Below are 23,652 nucleotides of genomic sequence, written 5' to 3' on the forward strand. Positions count from 1 at the left end.
GAGTCTTTCAGTCGAATATCTTTGTTCAAAATTCCTGCTTCCGCGACAACGTCCTCGTACTCAATGCTTGGACAATCCGGTGAGGATTTCCGAACGGCAGATTCCCTGGTAGCTATATCGTTAAACTTACGCTGTTCCCAATCGTCCGTAAAACCATTAAATCGAATTTCCGGAACGCTACTGCCATTTTTCGGGAACATTTTTTCAAGCATCGATTTCTTCACCAGTTTTAACTTCTCAAGCTTACGCTGATGAAGGGTGATGAGGTTGTCGAGGTTGTTGAAATAGCTTGCAATTTTTTCTTGTTCACAATCATCTTTAGGCATTAAAATATTGATGTTTCTAATATCCTCAACTGTAATATTTGCGTGAGAAGATGCTTTTATCAATGAGTGAAAATAATTTTTACCATAATCAGACTCAAGCTCTTGAACAATAAATTCTCCATATTGAGAATTCTTTAATTTACAAATTCCTACTGCTCCACCAATAAAGGATTTCTGCGGTAAATTGTAGAATCCCACATTTCCTATACGTCCTGAAATTGATATCAGTAACGATGGCTTATCTAAAAGAATTTTAGGAAATCGTTCTGCAACTTCAATAGGAATAAAAAAATCCGTATCTAAATTTATCTCGTTTCCAGAAAAATCTTTATTTTGAATAAAAGAATATGTTTCGTTAGATGATTCTGTTAAAAGTGATGGCTTAATTGTTGCAGAATAATCAAATCCTGTTTGTTTTGTAATAATTTCGCACATGTCATCTAACTTACGCTGTTCCCAATCATCGGTATATCCTCGGAACCGGAGGGCCGGCGATTTTCTTTTTTCCGTCATATCACTCACCTCCCAGCAGTTTCCGAAGTTCGCTTAGACCCAGCAGATCGGTTTCGCTGCCGGTGAGTTCATCCATCATGGCCGAAAGCTGCGTCTCCGTTTCCGCAATCTGGGATTCCAGCTCGGCGAAAGTGGTTTCATATTTCTGATTCAGCGCGTTCAATTCCGAAATCAGCGCATCCACCGCATTGTTCGGAAGGCTCAGAAGATTCTGCACCAGCGGGGTAATCCACTTCCGATGAAGCAGCTCCTTGACCTGTTCGACGCAGAGGTTCTCAATGGTGTCTTTGGTCTGAAGCTCCAGCGCCTCCTTTCCCTTCTTGACGGCAGATTTCAGTTTCTTCTCTTCCTCATTCAACTTCGAGGCATCGGTCAGTTTCTGCAGTGTTTCCGGCTCCAAAGCACCTGCTTTAATGGCTTTCTTTACCTCGCTCCAGACAAAACCGTTCTCGCCGGAATAGTCCGCGGCCTTTTCCTCCTCGTCCAGCGACTCGAAAATCTCTTCATACTCGGAAACGATTTCGGCAAGGCGATTTTCTTTTACCGAAATGACCTCTTTCTCCTCAGACAGCAATGCGTCTTGAACCAGTTCGAAAGGCAGAATGTGCCCCTTCCAGCCATCTTGAACCTCCTGATCCTTTCCATTCTTCTTCTTCAGAACCAGGTTCGGATCCACCTGCGTGGCCGCCGCCGTACCTTCCGTCTGAATCATCTCCAGATCGTTCTCAATTACCGTTTCCCAAGAATCATGGAGAAGCTGGTAGGCTTCGTAAGAATCCACCAGCGGGATATCTTTGAGTCGGGTAAAAATATCATCGGTGAACTCCGACTCGGCCGTCACGGCATTTACGGTTTCCGCTTCCTCTACAAGCGTCCGATGAAGCGCATCTTCCAGTGTGCGAAAGGCGTCGCAGAACTGTTTCCGGAACAGTTGAACATCTTCATGCTCCTGCACGGCGGACTTAATATCCGAAGCCTTCACCTCACAGTATCCGGGCGATACTTCCCGGAACAATTCTTCCCGAAGATGCGGGAAGGCGCTCCAATATTTCTGAAGGGAATCCAATTCTTTTTCCGGAATTCCGCCGAACATGGACGCATAAATATCCAAGGATTCTGCCTCTTCAGAGGAATCCACATACCGTGGAATATTCAGATTATAGTCATTCCGGCGGATTTCTTCCCGGCTGACTTTTTTTGCGAATTTCGGAACATCCCGGCGGTCGGTCACCGTATCTACGATTCGCTTGATGTCGCAGGCACGCAGCCGATTGTTTTTACCCTCCTTGATGAAGCCCTTGGATGCATCGATAATGAGAACATCATTGTTCTCGCGCTTCTGCTTCAGCACCATGATGATGGTCGGAATGCCGGTCCCATAGAAAATATTCGCCGGCAGCCCGATAATTGCATCGATATGATTCTGTTCAATCAGATTCCGACGGATCTCTCCTTCTTCACCGCCGCGGAAAAGAACCCCGTGGGGCAGAACGATAGTCATGATTCCGTCATCCTTCACGTGGAACAAATCGTGAAGCAGAAATGCATAATCGGCTTTACCCTTCGGCGCTAAGCCGAACCGAGCGAAGCGAACATCGTTCTCCTTCCCGGTAGGATCCCATGACTGGGAATACGGCGGATTGGATACCACTGCGTCCACGTAAAGAGGATCGTATGTCTGTGCCGGATCGTTTTCGTCAAAATACGGCCAGTCCTCTTCCAGCGTATCCCCGCACCGAGTCACGATATTGTCCGGGAGAATTCCCCGCATCACCAGATTCATTCGAGTCAAGTTGTAGGTGTTCTGCTTCAGCTCCTGCGCATAGTATTTAATATTGTTTCGATTCTTCATATACCGAGCGGTGCTCTTTCCGATGGTGATTAGGAGAGAGCCGGAACCGCTGGTCGGGTCGTATATCTTAATTTCCTTGCGATTCTGCAGGTGGTGTGCCACAATATCCGACATCAGCAGCGACACCTCATGAGGCGTGTAGAATTCCCCCGCCTTCTTTCCGGCATTGGAAGCAAAGTTTCGAATCAAATCTTCATAAATGAATCCCAACACATCGTAGTCCTGCTTTCCGTCCATCGGAATATCTTTGATTAGATATACCAAATCCCTAATGGCTTTGGATTGGGATGCGGAGTTATCCCCCAGCTTGGAAAGTCCCGTCTGAAGGGTGTCGAAAATTTTCTCAAAAACACGCTTATGGGTCGAATTGATGTTCCGGTTAAACGCCGACAGGGCATCATGCACGTGTTCAATGCGGAAATCCTTCCCCATTTCCAGCCAGGTGGAGAACAGGTTTTCATAAGAAATAAAATATCCGATATTCTTCTGAACGCTAGTTACTGTTTCCGTATCCTCTTCGGTCAATTCCGGGAGGTATTCATCCGTCCAATCATTTTTCTTCAAGTATTCCACTTCCTTCTCGGAAAGGAACTTATAGAAAATAAACCCCAGAATGTAATCCTTGTATTCATTCGCCTCAATCTTCGAACGCATCTTATTGGCAGATTCCCAGATTTTTGCGGATAATTGTTGCTTATTCATAGTGCTCCTCGTTGTATCTTATACTTAAACAAAAACGCTCATTCCCGGTGTAAGCCGATTGTTTTAATTATACCATGCACCGGGGATTGGTAAAGGAAATTTCTTTACCATTACATGCTGCAAAGTGTTTACAGGAGGTCATTATGCTGAACAACATTAAGAAAACCACGTTATTTCACGAGTATTACGAAGAGTGGATTCAAGTGTACAAGGAAGGCGCCATCCGTGACGTTACCATGAAAAAATACGAATTGACGCTATCCTGGGTTCGTCGGCTGTCACCGGAATTGCAAGTTGGCGAACTGAACCGAATTACCTATCAAAAGCTGCTCAATGACTACGCCTTGCTGCATGAGCGGCAAACAACAATGGACTTTCACCATCAATTAAAAGGAGCCATTCTGGATGCGCTGGATGAAGGACTTATCGATCGGGACCCGACTCGAAAAGCAATCATTAAAGGGAAAACACCTCGGGTGAAAAAATGTAAATATCTGAATCAATTTGAACTGCATCAGCTCCTGGCGGATCTGAATCTGGAAGAAGGGTTGAATTGGGATTGGCTGATTCTTCTGATTGCAAAAACCGGTCTCCGCTTCTCGGAAGCGCTGGCATTGACCCCCGCCGACTTCGACTTCACAAAGCAATCCATCTCTGTCAACAAGACTTGGAATTACAAAGAAGGAGGCGGATTCCAACCCACAAAGAACCGCTCCTCCGTCCGGCGCGTCCAACTGGATTGGCAGCTGATTGTCCAATTCTCCACCTTGCTCCGAAACCTGCCGGAAGACAAGCCTATATTCATACAGGGAAAAGTGTACAATTCCACTGTCAATGATGTACTGGAACGTCACTGCCGAAAACTTCATATTCCCGTGATTTCGGTCCACGGTCTTCGTCATACCCACGCCTCCCTGCTTCTTTTTGCCGGTGTCTCTATTGCCAGTGTTGCCCAGAGACTGGGGCATTCCAGCATGACGACGACGCAGAAGACGTATCTGCACATTATACAAGAGTTAGAAAACAAAGACATTGATCTGGTAATGCGTTCCTTGTCCAGTCTGAGCTAAGCTTTTTTACATTGCTATAATTGCTGCCATTCGGTTTTCGCTTTAATATAGGCCAGGTCAAAAAGTGTAATTCTAATTGTATCGTCCGCTATCCGCAAGCACAGTCTCATATGCCTAGAAATATAAAGGCAGTTCACGCTTTTTGACAGAAAACGTGGATTCAGCGTGAACGCAATTCGCTGCTTTTGCAAAACTCTAATTCGTTAACGACAGATTACCACCGGCGATTCACGTCAAAATGAGATGTTCCTTCAAAAAGCGTGAACTTTTTTTAAGAATGGTTTGCACGAAGAAAATTACACGGCGAAACCGTGTATAACAAAAAAAAAATATTCACGCTGATTAGTATAAATTGCAAAAATAGCGTGAAGTCGTCCTGAAATTCTAGGCATATTACATTATATCTACTTAATTAATTCTAATTGTCAAATGGACGCTTGTGAGAGCTACGACTATAATCCCGGTTCGATAATCCGGCACAAAAATAATTCGACAAAAAAACTGCATGCGGGAGGCAATCTTGGCCGGGGGGTGCGGCGGCTTGAGCCGCAGGCCCCGGCGGTTGCTGACCGCATGCAGTTTTTTTATTCTACTTCCAGTCCTTCCCGAACTTCCAGCTCCGTCTTTTCGATTTCCGGATCCTCCGTGGACCAGGTATCCCGAAGGGTGATGACGGAGGCGGTGATTAGAAGAACGATGCCCACGATGGTGTTCCAGTAGACATGTTCTCCCAGGATAGCCACCGCCAGCACCGGTGCAATGGCCGGCTTAATGAAGAATGCGATGGATCCGGTGGTGGCATCCGAGAAACGGATGGCCAAGAAGTAGAACAGGTATCCCAGACCGGTAACCACGATTCCGCAGTAGAGAAGCACCAGCGGCTGCTCCGTGATATGGGCGAATACCGGACGTCCCATCGGAATCAGAACCAAGAGCAGCACCAGCGAACCCAAGATAAAGGAGATGCTGGTCTGAGCGAAAGTACCGATTCGGCCGATGGTTTTTTTGCCCATTACCGTATATGCTGCAAAGGTAACGGATGCCAGAAGCATGGTGCCCATACCGAACACCGTGTTGCCCGGCTGAACGTCCCACGGACGAATCATGAATACCGCTGCCACGATGCCGATGAAAAATGCCAGCCCCTTCGCTTTGTCCATCTTCTCCGAGGTAAAGAAGTGGGCGATAACCATGGTGAACAGCGGGTTCAGGCAAATCAGTGCTGCCGCGGTGGATGCGTTGCAGTGCTGAACGCCAATCTGGAATGCCAGCATGCTAATGGCAATTCCCATGATACCTACCAGAAGCAGCCAGAGCCAATCGCCTTTTGTAATCTTAATGTTGTCCTTCCGGATTTCCGCAACGCCGAAAGGCGCCAGCACCAGACCACCGATAAGGAAACGGAGAAATGTGAGCTGAATGGAATCAAATGTGCTTCCGGCAATCTTCAGGGCAATCTCCATTGTCCCGAAAAGAAACGCCGTCAAGATGATGTAGGTAACCACTTTTTTCATGATAAGCCTTCTTTCTGTACCATTACCATTAATTTTTTTAAACAGTTTTTTCCAATTGTTTATATTACGCTCATTGTTCTCCGCCCGCAATAAAGGTATCGAATTCTGTACAAAAAACATTATTTTTCTTCCGGGTTTTTCGGGTTGTCCTTCCGGCGAAACTTTGGCAAGGCTGCTCCGGCCAGCGATTTCAGCACCTCCGCTACCACGGTCCGGTCCTCCTCCTCCAGGTTCCGCAGGGAGGCAATCATTTTGGCCATGTCCGTCAGGCTCATTTCCTTCAGGTCCTGGAGGGTATCCACCTGATGTTCCGCCAGGACGTCAAAGAGAGAATTGATGAACACCTTCCGCTTCTCATCGGGCACGGACTGGAGCCAGTCGTGCACCGTCCGGTTCATGTATTTTCCGCCGGTATCAATTTCCTCCAGATAGACGAAATCGGAATCCTGCACCTGCCAGGAATAGGAGAAGTGCTGCATGATGCCGATGGCATCGCTCTGGACCACTTGGTAATCCGAGCTGTTCTGCATCAGCATTCCCACCACCGAAGTGCGAGGAACCAGTTTCGTGATGGCAACTTCGCTCTTCTCCTGAATCCGGTCCAGCTCTTCCTGGACCTCATCTCGGAATCCCGGTCCGTCCAAGCTGTAAGCCCTCAGGATGCGGGAGCGCACTTCCGGACTGCACATCAGTGCCGCATATACCGCCAGGTTTCCCCCCTTGGAATGGCCGCCCACGTAGAAGCGGCGATTCCGTCCCTTTCGATTACCGGATCCGTAATTCCGCTCCAAATACTCCACCGCTTCCGACTGCGACGGAACTTCGTTCATGAAGGACAGGTTGAAGTCCTCCTTCCAGCCCAGCATGGATCCGTCCGTTCCCCGGAAGGCCACGAAGTCCGTGTTGGCATCCAGCCGGAAAATCATGGCGCCGAACTGCTTTTCACTGGACTTGTCAAAGTCCCCCACGATATCCCGGATTTTCAGATTTCGGTACCGCCGGCTGGCTACCGCGTAGGCCATCAGGTTCATATTGTCGGAATCGGAAATCCCATCGCAGAATATTTTTTCAAACCACTCGTTTCGAAAGAAGTCGGCAACGGTCACGCCCCTCCGCAGGCGATCCAGCAGGTTCTCCGGCTTCGGCTCGGCGAACTCCAGCCGAGCATAGGACAGCTGGCTCAGCACCAGGCTGTCCACCGGATTCAGCGGCATCTCTTCAAATGTTCGGGTGGTGTTCTTCACATAGTCCAGGATGTTCATAATCTCACCTTCTTGCACTCCTCTTCAATGATGTGTTCCACTTCTGCCAGGTCTTCTTCCCGCAGCAGCACCTCGATTACATCTCCCCCTCGGAGGATGGTGTGCCCGTCGGGAATGAATTCCTGTTCCTCTCGAATCACGGAGACGATCAAAGCGCCCAAGGGCAGCCCCATATCCATGATTCGCTTTCCGTCCATAATCGAGCCGGGATAGACGATATCGTCGATGATGCTTTTACGCTGTTTCGGAACGTTGTAGCGCTTTCCGCTGCTGCGATTCATCAGCTGGGTGTAGATTGGCTCCGTTCCCAGGCGCTCCGAGATTACGAAGGCAATCAGAGAAACCATCACCAGCCCAAGCAGGGAACGAAAATCTCCCGTCATCTCCGTAATCAGCACCACCCCCGTTACCGGCGCGTGGACGATGGCCGCAAAATACCCCGCCATGGCCAGCACCACGAAGGCGGCAATGTATTTTCCGTCAATGCCCAGCAGGTTTTCCAGCAGCCGGGAGTAGACTCCGCCGGTGACGGCGCCCAGCACCAGCAGGGGCAGGAAGATGCCGCCCGGTGCGGTGGTTCCAAAGCTGGCAGTGGAGAATACGAATTTCACTGCCAAAAGGATCAGCAACGCTTTCAGCGCGAAATCGCCCTCTGCAATCCGATTCACCAATCCGTTTCCGCTTCCCAAAGTAATCGGGTATGCAAAGAAGCAGATGTAGGCCATGGTCAGGCCCACCGCCAGCTTGGCAAAAGGTGCAATATTTCCCTTGTAATCCATTTTTCCGGTCTTTGGGTTCAGTCGCCGTCTTCCCGGCCACTTCTTGGCCAGTGCGTTGGCCGCCGTGCCTACCCGGTCAAAAAAATCCTGCATCCGGTCGATGGTCCGGTTATACAATCTTCCGAACAGGCCCAGCACCACCCCCAGAATCATGGCGAACCAGTAATATTTCAACGGAAGCCGGTACTCGATTCGGAAGCCGAATACCGGCTCCATTCCTATGATGTAGGCGGCCACAAAATCCGATGATGCCGCCGCTGCCATGGTGGACAGCAGCACTTCCGATGAAAAGTTGCGGTACAATTCCTCCAAGCAGAATATGGTGCCCGCCAAAGGCGCGCCGAAGGCTGCGGACAATCCGGCACCGGCGCCGCAGCTCATGAGGTACCGCTCCTCGGTCAGCACCCGCTTGTTGGTCCGAGCAAAACCCTTTCCCACCATCGCACCGATCTGGATGCTGGGGCCCTCCCGTCCCAGTGCCAGACCGCCGCCGATGGACAGGGCGCAGCCCAGGATTTTGGAAACCAGCACCGACAGCCAGTTCATATCCTTCTTTCCCAGCAGCTCCGCTTCCACCTGTGGAATGCCGGAGCCGGTGGATTCCGGTTCTTTCCGCAGAATCCACCCGATAACCAGCACCAGCAGGAGCATCACCAGAGCGGCGATGAGCGCCGGTCCCACTCCGGTGTTGGCGTAAGCCACCAGCCGGTTCCGGCACCCGTCCGCAAAGATCAGGAGCCATCGGAACAGGGCGATGATCAGCCCGGTCGTCACGCCGATGATAATTCCCTGACCGATTAAGGCGTATCGGAACACGGATTTTCGGCGGAGGTTCTTCCCCACCGCGCTTTTTCCTTTCAAGTTTTCTTTTGTCATTGTTCTCTTCTCAATTTTTCTCTATTATGCGAAAGAGGAGCCGGGGACATCGGTCTCCCACTCCTCTCTGGTATCTTTTTTTACCCGCTAATTTGAGTAAAGGTTGTTGGTGGAGAATTCCGGATTGCTGGTCACATCAATTCCCAGGGACTTCATGGTCTGCTCGTCCCGGTCGCTGAGAATCGCGGTGCAGTGGGCCATGCAGCCTCTCAGCTTCGGCAGCTGCTGAAGTGCCATCTCCGCAATCGGATTGGTCATCTTGCTCATGGTGAGGGCCATGATGATTTCCTCGCAATTCAGGCTGGACTTGTCGTGGAACAGGCTCACTCTCATATCCCGGATGTTCTCCAGAATCTGAGCGGAGATAACCGGAATTCCGTCATCGATTCCCGCCAGCTTCTTGATGGCGTTCAGCATCATTGCGGCAGTGGCCACCATGCGTTCCGAGTTCTTTCCGGTGACGATGGATCCGTCCGGCAGCTGAATGGCGGTGATGATTACGTTCTCTTCATCGCCTTCTTCCTGACGCTTCAGTTCCGCATACTCCTCTGCCGGTTTTACCACCGGGCGGTCGTAACGGCCGGCCTGAACCTCTTCCATGAGGAGCTTGGTGCGCTCCAGGATGCTCTCGTCGATTTTGCCCTTCTTATAGGAACATTCCGCCAGCAGGTACCGGCGAATGATTTCCTGCCGGGAAGCTTCCCGGCACACTTCGTCATCGGAGATGCAGAATCCGACCCGGTTCACGCCCATATCCGTCGGAGACTGATAGGAATCGTCTCCGGTAATTTTGTGGAGAATTCTTCTCAGTACCGGGAACGCTTCGATGTCCCGGTTGTAGTTCACGGCGGTTTTGCCATAGGCTTCCAGGTGGAAGGAATCGATCATATTCACATCCTTCAGGTCTGCCGTCGCCGCTTCGTAGGCGATGTTCACCGGATGCTTCAGCGGCAGGTTCCATACCGGGAAGGTCTCGAACTTGGCGTAGCGCGCCTTGTTGCCTCGGCGGTATTCGTGGTATACCTGAGACAGGGAGGTGGCCAGTTTTCCGGATCCGCCCCCCGGACCGGTTACAACCACCAGCGGTTTCGTCACTTCGATGTACGGATTGGCGCCGTAGCCTTCATCGCTGACGATGGTATCCACGTCCGTCGGGTATCCCTTTGTGTACCGATGCTTGTAGGTGCGGATGCCGCGACGTTCCAGCTTGTTGATGAACATGTTGACGGATGGCACATCCTGATACCGGGTGACCACCACCGAATTGATCTGAAGATCGTAATCCCGCAGCGCATCGATGAGTCTCAATACTTCCAGGTCGTAGGTGATGCCGAAATCCTGGCGGGTTTTGCTGGTGGTGATATCACCGGCATAAATGCAGATGATGATCTCCGTCTGATCCTTCAGACGCTGCAGCAGGTTGATTTTCGCATGCTCGTCATACCCCGGAAGCACCCGAGCGGCATGCTTGTCTTCTACCAATTTACCACCGAATTCCAGATACAGTCTCCCGTCTCCGTTTGTAATGCGCTCCCGAATATATCTGGACTGCTCTTCCAAATACTTCTCCGCGTCAAATCCAATCTTCTTCATGTTCTTCCTCTCTTGTCGTTCTTGCCTATTCCGGCCGGATTGTCATTTCCAATTTATTTCTCCGGCTTCCCATTGTTTCATCGCCGAAGTACATGCTGTACTCCGCAAAAATCTTTCCAAACCCTTCTTCGTCCAGATCGTGGGTCACATCGTGAGTCACCATCTCGATATTCACGCTTCCCACAGGAAGACGGTACCGAACCAATTCCCAGCGGCCCTTCTCCAGATGGAGATCCAGATTCATCCCGTCGTTCTTCTTTTTCTTTCCGTACCGGTGTACCTCCACGATGTCGCCCGTCAGCTTAATCATGGTGCGGCTGTCCTGCATTCCCGTCTTCTCCGATTCCTCATAGGTGATGTAGGTGGAATTCTCTTTGGTATAAACGGTAGCTTCCGTAATCATTTCCATCTCATCATCCAGGGTCAGCTTCCGGGCAAACGCATTTCCGCTGGGTTCCAGACTCTCTTCGTATTGCCGGTTGCGTATGCGCAACGTCGCTTTGTTTTTAGCCAAAATTACTCCTCTTTACTTCAATGATTCTGCGATTGCATCTGCCAGAGCCACCAGGGCTTCTCTGGAGTCTTCCTTTACGGTACCCTTGATGGTCACCATGTCGCCCACGTATTCGGTTCCGGTGAGCTGATCCGTCATCTCCTGAACCTTCTTTCCGGCGGTCGGCGCCCAGGAACCGCTCTGAATGATGCTGACCTTCTTGTTGGATACGCCCATGGACCGCAGCTCGGTCAGTGCCTCTTCCATCTTGATGAACATATCGCCATTGTACGTGGTGGTGGCGATGACCAGATTGCTGAAGCGGAATACTTCCGGCAGGATGTACATCGGATCCGTGTGGGAAACGTCGATCAGCTTCATCTTGTCCACGCCCTTTGCCGCCAGCTCGTTGGCCAGAATTTCCGCACCGTTCTTGGTGTTGCCGTACGGAGAAGCGTACAGAATCAGCACGCCCTGCTCCTCTGCGGTGTAGGTGCCCCATGCGGTATATGCCGCCAGGTACTTCTCGAAATCCTTCCGGATGATGTATCCGTGCAGCGGGCAAATCATCTTAATATCCAGTCCGGATGCCTTCTTCAGCGCACCCATGGTGAACTTTCCGAATTTGCCCACGATGGTAGTGTAGTATCTCCGGGCTGCCGGCAGCCAATCTCTGTCGAAATCGTAGCAGTCCGCAAAAATATTTCCGTCATGAGCGCCGAAGATTCCGAATGCGTCTGCGGAGAACAGGGTTCCGGTGGTCTTCTCGTAAGTCATCATCACTTCCGGCCAGTGAACCATCGGAGCATTTACGAAGGTGAACACGTGCTTTCCGGTGCTCAGCTCTTCTCCCTCTTCCACCTGAAGGAAGTTGTCGTTCAGGTTCCAGTTAACGTAGTTCTTCAGCATGTTCTTGATCTTGGAGGTCGCCACGATCTTGGTCTCCGGGTGACGGCGCACCAGCTCGCACAGGGACGCGCTGTGATCCGGCTCCACGTGGTTGACGATGATGTAATCCAGACCCCGGCCGTTCAGCAGGCGATCCAGGTTATCGTCGAACACGCGAACCACGGAATCGTCCACCGTATCCAGCACTACGGTCTTCTCATCATCGATAAAATAAGAATTGTACGCCATTCCCTCGGTCATCGGGATGGCCCCCTCGAACATGGACAGCTTCCGGTCGTTGCCGCCGATCCAATACATATCTTCTTGAATTTTAGTATAGCAATACATCCATATCTCCTTTCCGCACCCCGAAGGATGTTCTTTTAATACAATCTCTTTAAGCTTAATTTAAACACATAGGGTTATTATACACTCATAAAACTCGGATTATCAATAGTTTTATGGCGGCTTTCCCCCTCCCCACAGAAAATTCATAAAACTCCCGAATCCACACGCGATTCTCATATTGAGAGGTTATAATAATTAGAGTTGTGTGAAAATCCATTCAATAATTAACCACATGGAGGAAATAGATATGAACGAAAAGAACCCTTTTGATTCCATCCCCGAGGATCCGAATTTCGTCTTGGTCAATCCCGACGAACCGGACGTCAACCCTCAGGTTTGGTCGGAAACCAAAGGCGGCACGGAAGGTGTTTTTACCGGCGAAAAAAAAGCCCCAAGAAAAAAACCTTCGCCTCGGCCCAAGGCGTCCGACTCCCCCTACGTCACGAAGCGCTTTCTGGCGGTGGCTTTGGTCCTGGCTGTAATTTTCAGCTCCGCTTTGGGGGCCTTCCTGGGAAGCCGAATGAGCCGCGGCGGCAGCTATTCCAATCTGGACAGCAACAATTCACTGGAAAGCGCCACCGGAAGCAAGCTGACCATTCAGCAAATCTATAAGAAAAATGCGGATGCGGTGGTGGAAATCAGCACCGAGGTTCCCACGAAGAGCGTGCTGGGGAACTCTGTCAGCCAGGGTGCCGGCAGCGGTGTCATCGTGAACAAGAAGGGGTACATCGCCACCAACTACCACGTCATCGAAGGGGCCAAGAAAATCACCGTCCGTCTGCGGAACGGCCGATCCCGCTCCGCATCCGTGGTGGGCTACGATGAAGGAAACGATATCGCCGTTCTGAAAATCGGCGGCAGCGGCTACACCGCCGCCACCATCGGCAAGAGCAAAAAGGTGCAGGTGGGCGACCTGGCCGTGGCCATCGGCAACCCGTTGGGCCAGCTGGGCGGCACCACCACTTCCGGCATCATCAGCGCATTGGACCGGCAGCTGTCCATCAACGGCAAGAAGCTGACCCTTCTTCAGACGGATACCGCCATCAACCCGGGAAACTCCGGCGGCGGCCTGTTTAACGGAAAGGGTGAGCTCATCGGTCTCGTGGTGGCCAAGGGTTCCGGCACCGGAATCGAAGGGCTGGGCTTTGCCATCCCGGTGGATACCGCCGCACCGATCATCGACGATATCATCAAGAACGGCACGATAGTGGAAAAACCGGCGGCAGGCATCAGCATTTTTGACGTGACCGAGGACCAAAAGGCCGAGTACAATGTGGATAAGGCCGGCGTGTACATCCACGAGGTGTACGGCAGCCACGCCAAGAAGGCGGGTCTCAAGTCCGGCGACCGGATTACCAAGCTGGACGGCAAGAAAGTCACCTCCTCCAACGGCTTAATTCAGGCCATTCAGAAGAAGAAGGTGGGAGACGCCGTCACCTTCACCGTGGAGCGGAACGGCAAAGAAGTGACCGCAAAAGTCAAGCTGGAGAAGGCGTCCCAGTTCGAGAATCAAACCGAGGACAGCTCGCAAGGGGAGCAATAAACAATGGAAATGGAAGAAGCCTGCATCGTCAGCAACTGCTTGACGATGCAGGCTTCTTCATTTGCGGGCCGCCTTTTCTGATTTTCAGGCCCGGTGGTTCGCGCAAGGAAACCGAGTTTATTGGCTTTGCGGGAAGTCAGGCGCGAACCGTGCCGGCGCCCGGGCCGCCTTTTCTGATTTTCAGGCCCGGTGGTTCGCGCAAAGAAACCGAGTTTATTGACTTTGCGGGAAGTCAGGCGCGAACCGCGCCGGCGCCCGGGCCGCCTTTTCTGATTTTCAGGCCCGGTGGTTCGCGCAAAGAAACCGAATTTATTGGCTTTGCGGGAAGTCAGGCGCGAACCGTGCCGGCGCCCGGGCCGCCTGTTCTGATTTTCAGGCCCGGAGCCGCCATCAATACGCCTGGCGGATGGCTTCCATGATGTTTTCTGCGCCCACAACGGAAATTCCGGCCAGGGTGAACTTGCTGTTCTTTTTCGGCAGAATAATTTTCTCGTAACCCAGGCGCACCGCCTCTGCCGCGATTTTTTCCGCATTTCGTACGGACCGCAGGTTTCCGGTCAAGCCGATCTCGCCGATGGCGATGGTCTTCGCGGCGGCGCACTTTCCACGGAAGGAACTGAAGATGGCCAGAGCCACTGCCAAATCCGTTGCGGTGCTGTCCGGCCGCATGCCCCCCACCACGTTCACGTACACGTCGTAGTTTAACAGGGAAATGCCCGCTTTCTTCTCCAGAACCGCCAGAATCATATTCAGCCGGTTCTGATCGATGCCCAGAGCCGTTCTTCGGGCAAAACCCACATTGGATGGACTCACCAAAGCCTGTATTTCAAAGAAGACCGGCCGGCTGCCCTCGTAGATGGCGGATACCAGAGAGCCCTCTTCCTGCACATCCGGATTCTCCAGAAGGCTGCCGGAAAGGTCATTTTCTTCCTTCATCCCCTCCGGACCCATGCGAAAGGCCCCGATTTCTTCCGTCGTACCGAAACGGTTTTTCAGGGAGCGGAGCACCCGCAGGTCTCGATCCCGTTCTCCGTTAAACTGCAATACGCAGTCCACCATGTGCTCGATGGTCTTCGGGCCCGCCAGTTCGCCGGATTTGGTCACATGGGCCACAATCATCACCGGCACGTTCTTGGTCTTCGCGAAATTCATCAGCAGGTTGGAACAGGTCCGAATCTGGGAGACGCTGCCCGCCACGGAATCGATTCCGCCGGAATACACCGTCTGGATGGAGTCGATAATCACAAAACACGGCTGCAGGTTCTCGCAGTGGACCAGCACGTTTTCCAGATTGGTCTCCGGGAAAATATACAGGTTCTCGGAAATTTTCCCGCAGACCCGGTCTGCCCGGAGCTTTACCTGCTCTTCGGATTCCTCACCGCTGACGTAAAGCACCTTTCCGTAGGTTCCGGCGATGTGGTTAGCCGCCTGCACAATCAGGGTGGATTTCCCGATGCCCGGTTCTCCGGAGATGAGAATCAGGGATCCCAGCACGATGCCCTCCCCCAGCACCCGGTCCAGTTCCCGGCTTCCGGAGTGGATCCGGCTGTAGTTCCGGGTTCCCACCTCGCTCAGGGGCACCGGTCTCGCCAGCGGCGTCACCCGGCGGCGGGTATCTTCGGATTCCTTCGGCGCCGGCGCCACCTTCTGTTCCACGATGCTGTTCCAGGCGCCGCAAAAGCTGCACTGTCCCTGCCAGCCGTTGCTTTCATTTCCGCATTCCGTGCATATGTATACTGTCTTTGGTTTTTTTGCCATATTCCCTTATCCTTTTATATTTTATGCCGCCCCGGACGCCTTAGCCCTGCGGGTTTTTGTTTTTGTCGGAATCTCCGTTGTGAATCCGCTGAACGGCTTCCAGCAGAATCGGGAAATCCTCCATCTTCGGCAGCCGAATCCGGACGAAATTCCGCTCCATGCCGGCAAAATCCGCACCGGAAACGCACAGCACCTTGTTTTCCCAGAAAACCTTCTGCAGATCCACCGTCGGGTCGTCGTGGTACAGCACGAAAATCGACACCATGTCGTCGGTCTCCGCCATGGACAGGTGCCCCGCCTTCTTCAGCGCCTCCCGAATTTCCCGCTTCATTTTGGCGAAATCCAGCATGTTGTTCCAGAAATGGTACGGGTACATCAGCGCTTTACCCGCCATCTCCCGAGCGAATTCGCTGACCATGTACGGGTCTCTCAGCTTCTTCATGTAACGGATGATTGGCTTGCCGGCGATGATGTATCCCACCCGGAGACCCGCCAGCCCGAAGGCTTTGGACATGGTGCGCACCATGATCAGGTTCGGGTACTCCTCCGTCAAGGTCATTGCGGAATTCTGGTTCGGCATAAAATCACCATACGCCTCGTCGATAACCACGCCGGCCCCCACTTCCAGCGCCCGATCCAGGATTTTCTCAATGGCGTACAGGTTGATTACCTGCCCCGTCGGGTTGTTGGGGTTGTCGATGTAGATCATGGTCACATCGTCGGTAATCTGCTCCACAAAAGCATCCGGATCGAACCGGTAATTCCGGTCGGGATTCAGGGCCACCGCCCGCCATTCCATGCCCAGCATCCGTGCGGCCATTTCCGCATCGCTGAAGGTTGGCGCATTGCCCAGCACTACAGCCCCCGGCGCCTGGAACAGCCCGAAAATCACATACAGTGCGCTGATGCTTCCGTCCGCCAAAAGCACGTTCTCCGGCTCGATATCGGAATATCCTTTCCAGTATTCCCGCAGGCCGTCGTAGATTGCATGGCTGTGGGGATACGGTCCGAACCGCTTGATATCAAAATCCGCCATGGCCTCTTCCAGGGCCGGCGGAAATCCGTACGGGTTGCAGCCCTCGTTGCAGTCGATGCCGCCTTCCGGCACGTTTATCACGTCGGACGCGTAGCTGATTTTCTCCTGTTCCCGCAGGGACGGGCTGATTTTCAATTCTTTCTTTAGTTCTTTCATTGCATTCTACCTCTATCAAACCCAATATGGATGCGGGTTACATGCTTCCATTATACTCAAATATCCGCCGGGATGGAAGAGCGGGAACCGAGCTGCCGACGATAAGGAAAAGAGCGATTCGCCGGGCGAATCGCTCTTTTCCTATCCGATGAAATATTCTAGCAGTTGCATCCTGTATCTTCTTCGAATGTGTAATTGAATGTAAAATGTGGATACTCTGCTGCGAGTTTCTTGTACGCATGGTTGAATTGACCGTCGTATTCCACATACGGATAGACGAAGTAGTTCAGCGTACCGTCGTCGTTCAGCCCGGCCAGACGCTGCGGCCATTTTTCAGGATATTTGTCCGTCGGATATTGATCCTCGGCGGTGGTAGCGCTCTGTCTCGGGGACAGTTCGATGTCGTCTCCGGTAGAGAGCATAATCCACTGCTCACTGCCGTTACCCCAGTACCGATCCTTGATGTTCTTCCATTCTTCCTTCATCTCCGGTGTACCCGCTTTTCGATACTCATCTTCATGTCCGATGATTTCTTTCAGAACTGCACTGGTATCCGCTTCCGCCCAGCCGTAGCCCGGAAGGTAGTACTGCGGTTTGCACTTCTGAATATATGTTCCCGATTCTCCATTCAGTTCATCCAGGGACAGGCCGTAGACGCCTCTGGCCGGAACGCCGGCTGATCGGCACAGCGCAATGAAGACGGAATTCGTATCGGTACACTTGCCGCCCTCGTTCGGGTGATTCAGAATGTACTCTGCGTTGCCGGCGCCGATTCCCGGAGTATGTCTGGAGTTATCCCGGGAGATGTTCTCGCAGACCCATTCATAGATGGCTTGGGCTTTCTGGTATACCGTCTTTGCATTGGCGTCCTTGACGATTTTATCTGCCGTTTCCTTCACGATTCCGTCGGTCAGGGAACCGCTTCTTTTGCTCTCTCTGAGGTACGGAGCCATTTCCTTCGTATCTACTTTTCCCTTCTCCAAAGCGGCCAGGTTGTCCGGGCGGACGATTTCCCGTCTGGAGATGTTGTAGGAAAGGGTTGCGGTCCGATCCTTCGGTTCCGTGTTCTCGTCCCATACCACATAGAATGCCTTATTGCCGGAGGAATCCACAGTCTCTTTCGGGCCCTCTGTTGCCTTCTCTGCTTTGCATTGAATCGTGGAAGGTGCCACGGTCTGATCCCGGTCCGTCTGCGGCACCGGAATCCATACCCGGGTTACCTTTCCCTTCGGGAATTTGGTCTCGTCGGTAACGGAAGTGGTCATCGTGACCGTTCCGCTCAGGGTTTTCAGTACCCGAATCTTTACGGAGCCCTTCTTGGCCTTGCTCATCTTGGATGTTGCCGTAATTGTAGCAACGCCCGGCTTTACACCCTTCACCAGGCCGGAGGCATTTACGGTAGCAATCTTCGTATTGCTGGAAGACCAGGTTACAGACTTGCTTGCATAGGAAGGCGATACCGATTTCACCTTAACGGTGCAGTGATTGCCCACACCGATTCCGGTCTCCGTGCTGACCACATTGATCTTTGTGGGAACCTTGCTGCGAACGGTGATGCGGATTTTCTTTGTCTTCTTTCCGTATTTTGCTTTTACATAAGCCGTTCCGGCCTTGTACGCTTTGACGGTGACCTTCTTATTCTTCTTGGATTTCTTCGAAACGATCTTTGCGATCTTCTTTTTGCCGGAAACCGACCATTTCACCTTCTTATTGGCTTTGATGGTAACCTTGCTGCCCACGTAGACCGTTTTGTGGGTCGGACTGACCTTCAGCTTCGATGCGGCCGAGACGGTTTCGGTTCCCACAGCGAATGTCCCCAGCAAGAACGCGAAAGCAACCAGCAGCGCGGTCATCCGCTTCTTGGAAGAGATCTGAGTGTACATATGCATTTCCTTTCTTTAATAAAAACACACAGGTTGCGAAAAGGGAGAGCTGAGAACCCCCAACTCCCCCTTCTTGTCTAAAATATCAAAACTCAAAGAGTCTTATTTTATGCTGCCGGTGCAGTCTCTACCTTCTCAACACCGTTTCCAGCATCTACCCACGCGGAGATTCCGCCGCCGTAACGATATACGTTGGTGTATCCCTGCTTAACCAGGTATGCAGCGGCAACGTGAGAACGAGCGCATCCGATGTGACCGCAGTATACTACGATCTTAGTGTTCTTGTCCGCAACAACGTACTTCTTTACAACCTTCTTGTAGTAATATACCTTCTTCTTTTTCTTCTTGGTCTTTCTGTTGGACTTCTTCAGCTTCTTGTAGGTCTTCTTGGAAACCTTGGTCCAGGTGGTCTTCTTTACGGTCTTCTTTGACAGCAGCGGCTTTACCTGCTTCATCAGATCGGCCTTCTCTGCGGAAGTGTATTCCTTCTCGGTCATCGGTGCTACAGAGTTGATTGCACCCGGTACGTGCTGCTTGTTGTAAGAAGCGGCTGCCGGCATGGTGTCCACGATAATCATCTTGTCTTTCTTGTCCACCCAATTCTTCAGGGTCGCAGTATCTACCAATTTGTATTTACCGGACTTGGTCTCGTTCATGAAGTTGTAGGTAACTTTCTCAACATCATTTTCCTTCGGTGCACTGCCGCTCCATGTTGCAGCAAACACGCTGGAGCTCATGCCAACGCTCATTACGAGAGCCAGAGCAAGAGCTAAAACATTTCTCTTCTTCATAATTCCTCCTAACATTTATGAAAAGCATTTTGTATTTTTATTATAGTACCCGTGAAATCCAGCTTCAATATTTTGGTGATAATTCATGCATTTAAAGAAATTATAGTGGATTTCTTTTATATAGAAAAAAACTATATTCCACCGCATGCGCGTGACTGCATAATAAAAGCGCCGCACCTTGATTCGGTGCGGCGTTTTCGTTGTCGTTTTCGATATTTAGTATTCCAATCCCAGGCCGTCGGCGATATTGCACACGAAGTCCTGCACATTGGTGATGATGCCCTTGGAGGACAAGCTTCCCCGGTCCGCCAGCTTGTTCACCGTGAATTCGGAGATATCACAGATGTAGAAATAGGTCTGGCGCACGGTTCCGTCCGCCATCACGCGGTACGACGGTGTCATGTTGCCCACTGCGATGGAATGAAGCATGGTGGCCATGGTAATTACCGTGGTGGCCTTCCGCACGCAGTTCCGCATGGCATCCTGTGCATCGTAGCAGTTGCCGTATACTTCCGGCAGCGGTCCGTCATCCCGAATGGATCCACCCAGCACAACCGGAATTCCTTTTTTTACTGCGGTGTAAATGATTCCGTTATCGATGTTGTATTTCTCGATAAATTCCGGAATGGAACCGGCCTCCCGCACTTTGTTGATCAGTTCCAGATGGTTGTAGTGACCGTTCGGTGCGTTCTGCTGGGTGTAGATGTTCTGACCCAGCGCCGTATTCATGTAAGCACCCTCCAGATCGTGGGTCGCCAACGCGTTTCCGGCCAGCACCGCGTCCGCATATCCCGCGTTAATCAGCGCGGAAAGGGCTTTGCGGGCCTTCAGGTCAAAGGAAAATGCCGGTCCCAGCACCCAGACCACGTTTCCGTTCTCCTTCTCGTGCTTCAGCAGCTCCACGATTTCGTCCACGTCCTTGGAGAAAGCCGTCTCTCTGGAGCGTCCGGTTCGGAATGCGAAGGTGTCGCCGGTTTCGCTTTTCTCATCGAATCCGTTGGCGTGCATAAAAATACCTTCTTCGCAGTTCTCGGTGCGACCGCAGATGACCCGGTCTCCCGCCTTCAATCTGCGCGCTTCCACTGCCTGAACCTTCTCACCGTCGAACATCGGAACGGTGTCCATCCGGCTCTCTTCCACCATGAGCCATTTTCCGTCAATCTTGAAATACTCCGGGAAAATGCTCAGCGCATGGAAATTATCCGGTGCGATGCCGTCCCTCGGCGCCTCAACCAAGGTCGCGTCAGGAGCGTTTACGAATTTCTCTTCGGTAAAATCGGGATGTGTATACTTTCTTAATTCAAATGCCATGACTGCCTCCTACTATAACAACTAAAAGGTGTCTCTGTCCAAATCCCCTATCTATTTTCTACCCTTCTTGTTTTTATTTTAACACATCTCACTGACAATTCATAGCATTTTTTGTGTTGTCTTTATACCAAATATTTCAGCAGCCGCTTCACCGCAATCGGAAGCCGTTCCCGATCCTTCATGATGATCCCCATCTCCCGGATGAACGGTTCCTCCAGGGATTTGATTTCGATATCATAGGAGCAGCGCTTCAAAATCAGTTCCGGAAGCACGCTGATGCCCAGTCCGCTTTCCACCATGGACATGATGGCATAGTCGTCCCACGTCGCAAAATCCACCCTCAGATTGATTCCGTTCTTCAGGAAAAATTCCCGGCTGCTGGTATTGTTGTCCTTCTCCTGCAGGATAAAAGGATATTTCTCGATTTCTGCCAGCGGAATCCGTTCATACTCGCACAACGGGTGATCCTTCGGCAGTACGATTTTCATCTCATCCGTGCCGTAGGTAATCGTATCGAAACTGTCTTTGGTCGGCATCAGCACGAATCCGATATCCACGCGACCGGATTGCACCCATTCCTCAATTTCGTTGTAATCGCCCAGAAGCAACTCGTATTTCACGCCCTTATAATCGTTCTTGAATTTCTGAATTACCGGCGGCAGCACGTGGGTGGCCACGCTGGAAATGGTTCCGATTCGAATCAGACCGGTTTCCAAACCCTGCAGCTCCTCCACGTCCGTGGTGAGTTTCTGAAACTCATTGCACACCGCCCGAATCTGCGGAAGCAGTCGAACGCCGTCGGAAGTGAGTTCCACGCCGTACTTGTTCCGCTCCAGAAGTGACATCTGCCAATCCTTCTCCAGATCGCCAATCATCCGGCTGATTCCGGATTGAGAATAGTTCAGAATCTCCGACGCCCCGGTAATGCTCCCATTGTCCACTGCCGTTATGAACGCAATATACTTTTGCAAGTTATAATCCATTATATCCCTCACTGTCTACAATCTGATAATCTGGTTGTCGCTGTCTACGGAAGCCATCAAGCCCCCGGCCATCTCCCATTCGCCGTACACCAGCACCGGTCCGTTGTATCCGTACAGCCGGCGAAGAATTCGGTTAAAGGTCAACGGGTTATTCACAAAAATCCGCGCATCGAAGGTGCAGGCGAACTGCCGCTTCTCTGTGTACGGGAACTTAAAGAAAATAATATCCGATTCCGGATCGCAGTCGTAATACCGCAGTTCCATCATTCGGAACCCTTCCCCGTCGTACTTGTTGGTGTAGAATTCCGCCGTTTCCCGGCCGCAGTACATGTCCTTCACCTTCAAGTTTTCCGTCAGAACCGCATCCGCCGGATTTTCCCGGCACACGGCCAGCAGCTCATCTAAAGTGCCCGGCATCTTTTTACCGGCACAAATTTCCGCCTCATCCGACCGCTTCTGCACTTCCTCTAAGAATCTTCTCGGGGTAAAATCAGACCAATCGTAGTCCGAAAGGTTTCCGCTGCAGATTTTCAGTTCCGGTTCTGCAGTGGTATTGTCAATTTCCGAAAAATTAAAATATGCCATCTTCGCTCCTTACTTTACGCTGATTTCACCGGCTAGAACTTTCTTGTAATCCTCATAATTTCGCTTCAGCAGTTCCGGCGTATCCAGATTGTACGGGCAGCGGCTTACGCACTGGCGGCATTCCATGCAGTTCTCAATCTGCTTCATGTTCTCCTGCCACTCTTCCGTCAGCCATGCCTCGGATGGCGCCCGCCGAATCATCAGGGACATTCTGGCGCAGTTGTTGATCTTGATTCCCACCGGACACGGCAGGCAGTATCCGCATCCCCGGCAAAACTCGCCGGACAGTTCTTCTTTTTCCCCGTCGATAAACTCCCGGAGTTCCTCCGTCATCGCGGCATCGCCGCTTTCAAAAAATGACAGCCAGTCTGCCAGCTCCGATTCCCGCTGGATGCCCCAGATTGGAAGGACGTTGTCGAACTGCTGCGTAAACGCCATCGCCGCATCGGCCCGGTTAATCAGCCCACCGGCCAAACCCTTCATGGCAATAAAACCCACGTTGTGCTCTTTGCAGCTCTTCACCAGCCCCAGCTCCTGCTCCGAGCTCAGATAGCTGAAGGGGAACTGCATGGTCTCGTACAGACCGGACTCCACGCATTCCATGGCCACCTTGATTTTGTGGGCGGTCACGCCGATATGGCGAATCTTCCCCTGGGCCTTGGCCTCCTGCATGCATTCATACATTCCGCTTCCGTCTCCCGGTCTCCAGCACTGATCCACCATGTGGAACTGATAAATATCCACGTGATCCGTCTTCAGATTTGCCAGGGAAGTCTCCAAGTCCTTCCAAAAATCTTCCGGCGTTTTGGCTGCGGTCTTGGTGGCGATGTACACGTGATTGCGAATGGAATCGCCTCCCGGAAGGCTTCCTTCCCCAAAAGCAGCTCCCACCTTCTCTTCACTGTCCGAGTATGCCCGGGCAGTATCGAAAAATCTCATGCCGCCGTGATACGCTTCCCGAAGAAGCTTCACCGCTTCCTCCTCGGATACCCGCTGAATCGGCAGCGCACCAAAGGCATTCTGTGGGACGGTGATTTCCGTATTTCCCAGTGTCACTGTTTTCATGATGTTTCTCTCCCTTTAAAAAGCACTTATTGAAATATTTTTCATTTAATCACTTACAAATTATCATATCTACTATATCATTTCTATCTAATACTAGCAACGATTTTTCAAATCTTCATATAATATAAGAAACAGCGCCGGCCGAAAGGCTCGGTGCTGTTCCTTCATCATTCATATATTTTCTAAAAAAAGAAAAAACCGGCGACTTCCTAATTTCCCAGGCAGCTTCCCGCCAAGTATCTTCAGCGCTGGAGAGCTTAACTTCTGTGTTCGGGATGGGAACAGGTGTATCCTCTCTGCTATAATCACCGGATTTTCCTTATTT

At 51.5% G+C, this 23,652-nt stretch carries 18 protein-coding genes and 1 rRNA gene; 2 read left to right on the forward strand and 17 right to left on the reverse strand.

The genetic code is table 11. The features are described 5' to 3' along the window. Together PUE40_RS02465 and PUE40_RS02470 are read right to left on the reverse strand one after the other, a co-directional pair. The coding region (locus PUE40_RS02465; RefSeq protein WP_277671801.1) for a restriction endonuclease subunit S at positions 1-839 on the reverse strand (839 nt) is incomplete at its 3' end. A gap of 1 nt (position 840) precedes the next feature. Continuing rightward, the gene (locus PUE40_RS02470) at positions 841-3,393 is read right to left on the reverse strand and encodes a type I restriction-modification system subunit M (RefSeq protein WP_277671802.1); all 2,553 of its coding nucleotides are present in this window, start codon (positions 3,391-3,393) and stop codon (positions 841-843) included. A 143-nt stretch (positions 3,394-3,536) separates the two neighbouring features. Between PUE40_RS02470 and PUE40_RS02475 the strand changes: the two genes are divergently transcribed. Continuing rightward, on the forward strand, positions 3,537-4,463 hold the full coding sequence (locus PUE40_RS02475) for a site-specific integrase (protein ID WP_277671803.1): 927 nt from the start codon (positions 3,537-3,539) through the stop codon (positions 4,461-4,463). A 584-nt stretch (positions 4,464-5,047) separates the two neighbouring features. On the opposite strand, the gene PUE40_RS02480 is transcribed toward PUE40_RS02475, so the two are convergent. The 6 genes from PUE40_RS02480 to PUE40_RS02505 all read right to left on the reverse strand — a co-directional run bounded on the left by PUE40_RS02480 (position 5,048) and on the right by PUE40_RS02505 (position 12,216). After that, on the reverse strand, positions 5,048-5,977 hold the full coding sequence (locus PUE40_RS02480) for a DMT family transporter (protein ID WP_277671804.1): 930 nt from the start codon (positions 5,975-5,977) through the stop codon (positions 5,048-5,050). 119 nt (positions 5,978-6,096) lie between these two features. Continuing rightward, positions 6,097-7,239, reverse strand: coding sequence for an Mbeg1-like protein (locus PUE40_RS02485; protein WP_154554864.1), 1,143 nt, complete (start codon positions 7,237-7,239; stop codon positions 6,097-6,099). Further along, on the reverse strand, positions 7,236-8,894 hold the full coding sequence (locus tag PUE40_RS02490) for a ClC family H(+)/Cl(-) exchange transporter (protein ID WP_277671805.1): 1,659 nt from the start codon (positions 8,892-8,894) through the stop codon (positions 7,236-7,238). The genes PUE40_RS02485 and PUE40_RS02490 overlap by 4 nt, the downstream gene beginning before the upstream one ends. An 87-nt stretch (positions 8,895-8,981) precedes the next feature. Then, complete coding sequence (locus PUE40_RS02495) at positions 8,982-10,487, reverse strand: DUF1846 domain-containing protein (RefSeq protein ID WP_154554862.1); 1,506 nt, start codon at positions 10,485-10,487, stop codon at positions 8,982-8,984. Between the two features lie 25 nt (positions 10,488-10,512). Beyond that, positions 10,513-11,001, reverse strand: coding sequence for a YwiB family protein (locus tag PUE40_RS02500; RefSeq protein WP_277671806.1), 489 nt, complete (start codon positions 10,999-11,001; stop codon positions 10,513-10,515). A gap of 12 nt (positions 11,002-11,013) precedes the next feature. After that, entirely contained in the window at positions 11,014-12,216 is a 1,203-nt protein-coding gene (locus tag PUE40_RS02505) for an FprA family A-type flavoprotein (RefSeq protein WP_154554860.1), read from the reverse strand. A 247-nt stretch (positions 12,217-12,463) separates the two neighbouring features. On the opposite strand from PUE40_RS02505, the gene PUE40_RS02510 reads away from it, so the two are divergent. Continuing rightward, positions 12,464-13,759: a S1C family serine protease gene (locus tag PUE40_RS02510; RefSeq protein ID WP_277671807.1), complete on the forward strand. Its 1,296-nt coding sequence runs from the start codon at positions 12,464-12,466 to the stop codon at positions 13,757-13,759. Positions 13,760-14,149: 390 nt separating this feature from the next. Here the strand turns inward: PUE40_RS02510 and radA are convergent, their stop codons facing one another. From radA to rrf, 9 genes are all read right to left on the reverse strand, one after another. Next, on the reverse strand, positions 14,150-15,517 hold the full coding sequence (radA, locus tag PUE40_RS02515; RefSeq protein ID WP_277671808.1) for a DNA repair protein RadA: 1,368 nt from the start codon (positions 15,515-15,517) through the stop codon (positions 14,150-14,152). Positions 15,518-15,557: 40 nt separating this feature from the next. Further along, a complete protein-coding gene (locus PUE40_RS02520; RefSeq protein ID WP_277671809.1) occupies positions 15,558-16,709 on the reverse strand; it encodes a pyridoxal phosphate-dependent aminotransferase in 1,152 nt (383 codons plus the stop codon). Positions 16,710-16,867: 158 nt separating this feature from the next. Next, positions 16,868-18,592 carry a transglutaminase domain-containing protein gene (locus tag PUE40_RS02525; RefSeq protein WP_277671810.1) on the reverse strand — a complete coding sequence of 575 codons (1,725 nt, stop codon included), beginning with the start codon at positions 18,590-18,592 and terminating at the stop codon, positions 16,868-16,870. A gap of 107 nt (positions 18,593-18,699) precedes the next feature. Next, positions 18,700-19,383 (reverse strand): rhodanese-like domain-containing protein, encoded by a 684-nt coding sequence (locus PUE40_RS02530; RefSeq protein WP_277671811.1) that lies wholly within the window; start codon positions 19,381-19,383, stop codon positions 18,700-18,702. A 216-nt stretch (positions 19,384-19,599) separates the two neighbouring features. After that, positions 19,600-20,694 (reverse strand): putative NPN-dependent ornithine cyclodeaminase, encoded by a 1,095-nt coding sequence (locus PUE40_RS02535; protein ID WP_277671812.1) that lies wholly within the window; start codon positions 20,692-20,694, stop codon positions 19,600-19,602. Between the two features lie 122 nt (positions 20,695-20,816). Further along, on the reverse strand, positions 20,817-21,677 hold the full coding sequence (locus tag PUE40_RS02540; RefSeq protein ID WP_277671813.1) for a LysR family transcriptional regulator: 861 nt from the start codon (positions 21,675-21,677) through the stop codon (positions 20,817-20,819). Between the two features lie 15 nt (positions 21,678-21,692). After that, positions 21,693-22,262, reverse strand: a complete 570-nt coding sequence (locus PUE40_RS02545; RefSeq protein WP_154555054.1) for a hypothetical protein — start codon at positions 22,260-22,262, stop codon at positions 21,693-21,695. Between the two features lie 9 nt (positions 22,263-22,271). Then, positions 22,272-23,327 (reverse strand): aldo/keto reductase, encoded by a 1,056-nt coding sequence (locus PUE40_RS02550; protein ID WP_154555053.1) that lies wholly within the window; start codon positions 23,325-23,327, stop codon positions 22,272-22,274. Between the two features lie 196 nt (positions 23,328-23,523). Beyond that, positions 23,524-23,640, reverse strand: a 5S ribosomal RNA gene (rrf, locus tag PUE40_RS02555). Positions 23,641-23,652: the final 12 nt, after the last annotated feature.

This window comes from Mogibacterium kristiansenii (assembly GCF_029224645.1).
Lineage (GTDB): Bacteria > Bacillota > Clostridia > Peptostreptococcales > Anaerovoracaceae > Mogibacterium_A > Mogibacterium_A kristiansenii.

Excerpts from the sequence above, each read along its gene's own strand:
- PUE40_RS02470 (WP_277671802.1), bottom strand. The coding sequence starts at position 3,393 with ATGAATAAGCAACAATTATCCGCAAAAATCTGGGAATCTGCCAATAAG.
- PUE40_RS02475 (WP_277671803.1), top strand. The coding sequence starts at position 3,537 with ATGCTGAACAACATTAAGAAAACCACGTTATTTCACGAGTATTACGAA.
- PUE40_RS02480 (WP_277671804.1), bottom strand. The coding sequence starts at position 5,977 with ATGAAAAAAGTGGTTACCTACATCATCTTGACGGCGTTTCTTTTCGGG.
- PUE40_RS02485 (WP_154554864.1), bottom strand. The coding sequence starts at position 7,239 with ATGAACATCCTGGACTATGTGAAGAACACCACCCGAACATTTGAAGAG.
- PUE40_RS02490 (WP_277671805.1), bottom strand. The coding sequence starts at position 8,894 with ATGACAAAAGAAAACTTGAAAGGAAAAAGCGCGGTGGGGAAGAACCTC.
- PUE40_RS02495 (WP_154554862.1), bottom strand. The coding sequence starts at position 10,487 with ATGAAGAAGATTGGATTTGACGCGGAGAAGTATTTGGAAGAGCAGTCC.
- PUE40_RS02505 (WP_154554860.1), bottom strand. The coding sequence starts at position 12,216 with ATGTATTGCTATACTAAAATTCAAGAAGATATGTATTGGATCGGCGGC.
- PUE40_RS02510 (WP_277671807.1), top strand. The coding sequence starts at position 12,464 with ATGAACGAAAAGAACCCTTTTGATTCCATCCCCGAGGATCCGAATTTC.
- radA (WP_277671808.1), bottom strand. The coding sequence starts at position 15,517 with ATGGCAAAAAAACCAAAGACAGTATACATATGCACGGAATGCGGAAAT.
- PUE40_RS02520 (WP_277671809.1), bottom strand. The coding sequence starts at position 16,709 with ATGAAAGAACTAAAGAAAGAATTGAAAATCAGCCCGTCCCTGCGGGAA.
- PUE40_RS02525 (WP_277671810.1), bottom strand. The coding sequence starts at position 18,592 with ATGTACACTCAGATCTCTTCCAAGAAGCGGATGACCGCGCTGCTGGTT.
- PUE40_RS02530 (WP_277671811.1), bottom strand. The coding sequence starts at position 19,383 with ATGAAGAAGAGAAATGTTTTAGCTCTTGCTCTGGCTCTCGTAATGAGC.
- PUE40_RS02535 (WP_277671812.1), bottom strand. The coding sequence starts at position 20,694 with ATGGCATTTGAATTAAGAAAGTATACACATCCCGATTTTACCGAAGAG.
- PUE40_RS02540 (WP_277671813.1), bottom strand. The coding sequence starts at position 21,677 with ATGGATTATAACTTGCAAAAGTATATTGCGTTCATAACGGCAGTGGAC.
- PUE40_RS02545 (WP_154555054.1), bottom strand. The coding sequence starts at position 22,262 with ATGGCATATTTTAATTTTTCGGAAATTGACAATACCACTGCAGAACCG.
- PUE40_RS02550 (WP_154555053.1), bottom strand. The coding sequence starts at position 23,327 with ATGAAAACAGTGACACTGGGAAATACGGAAATCACCGTCCCACAGAAT.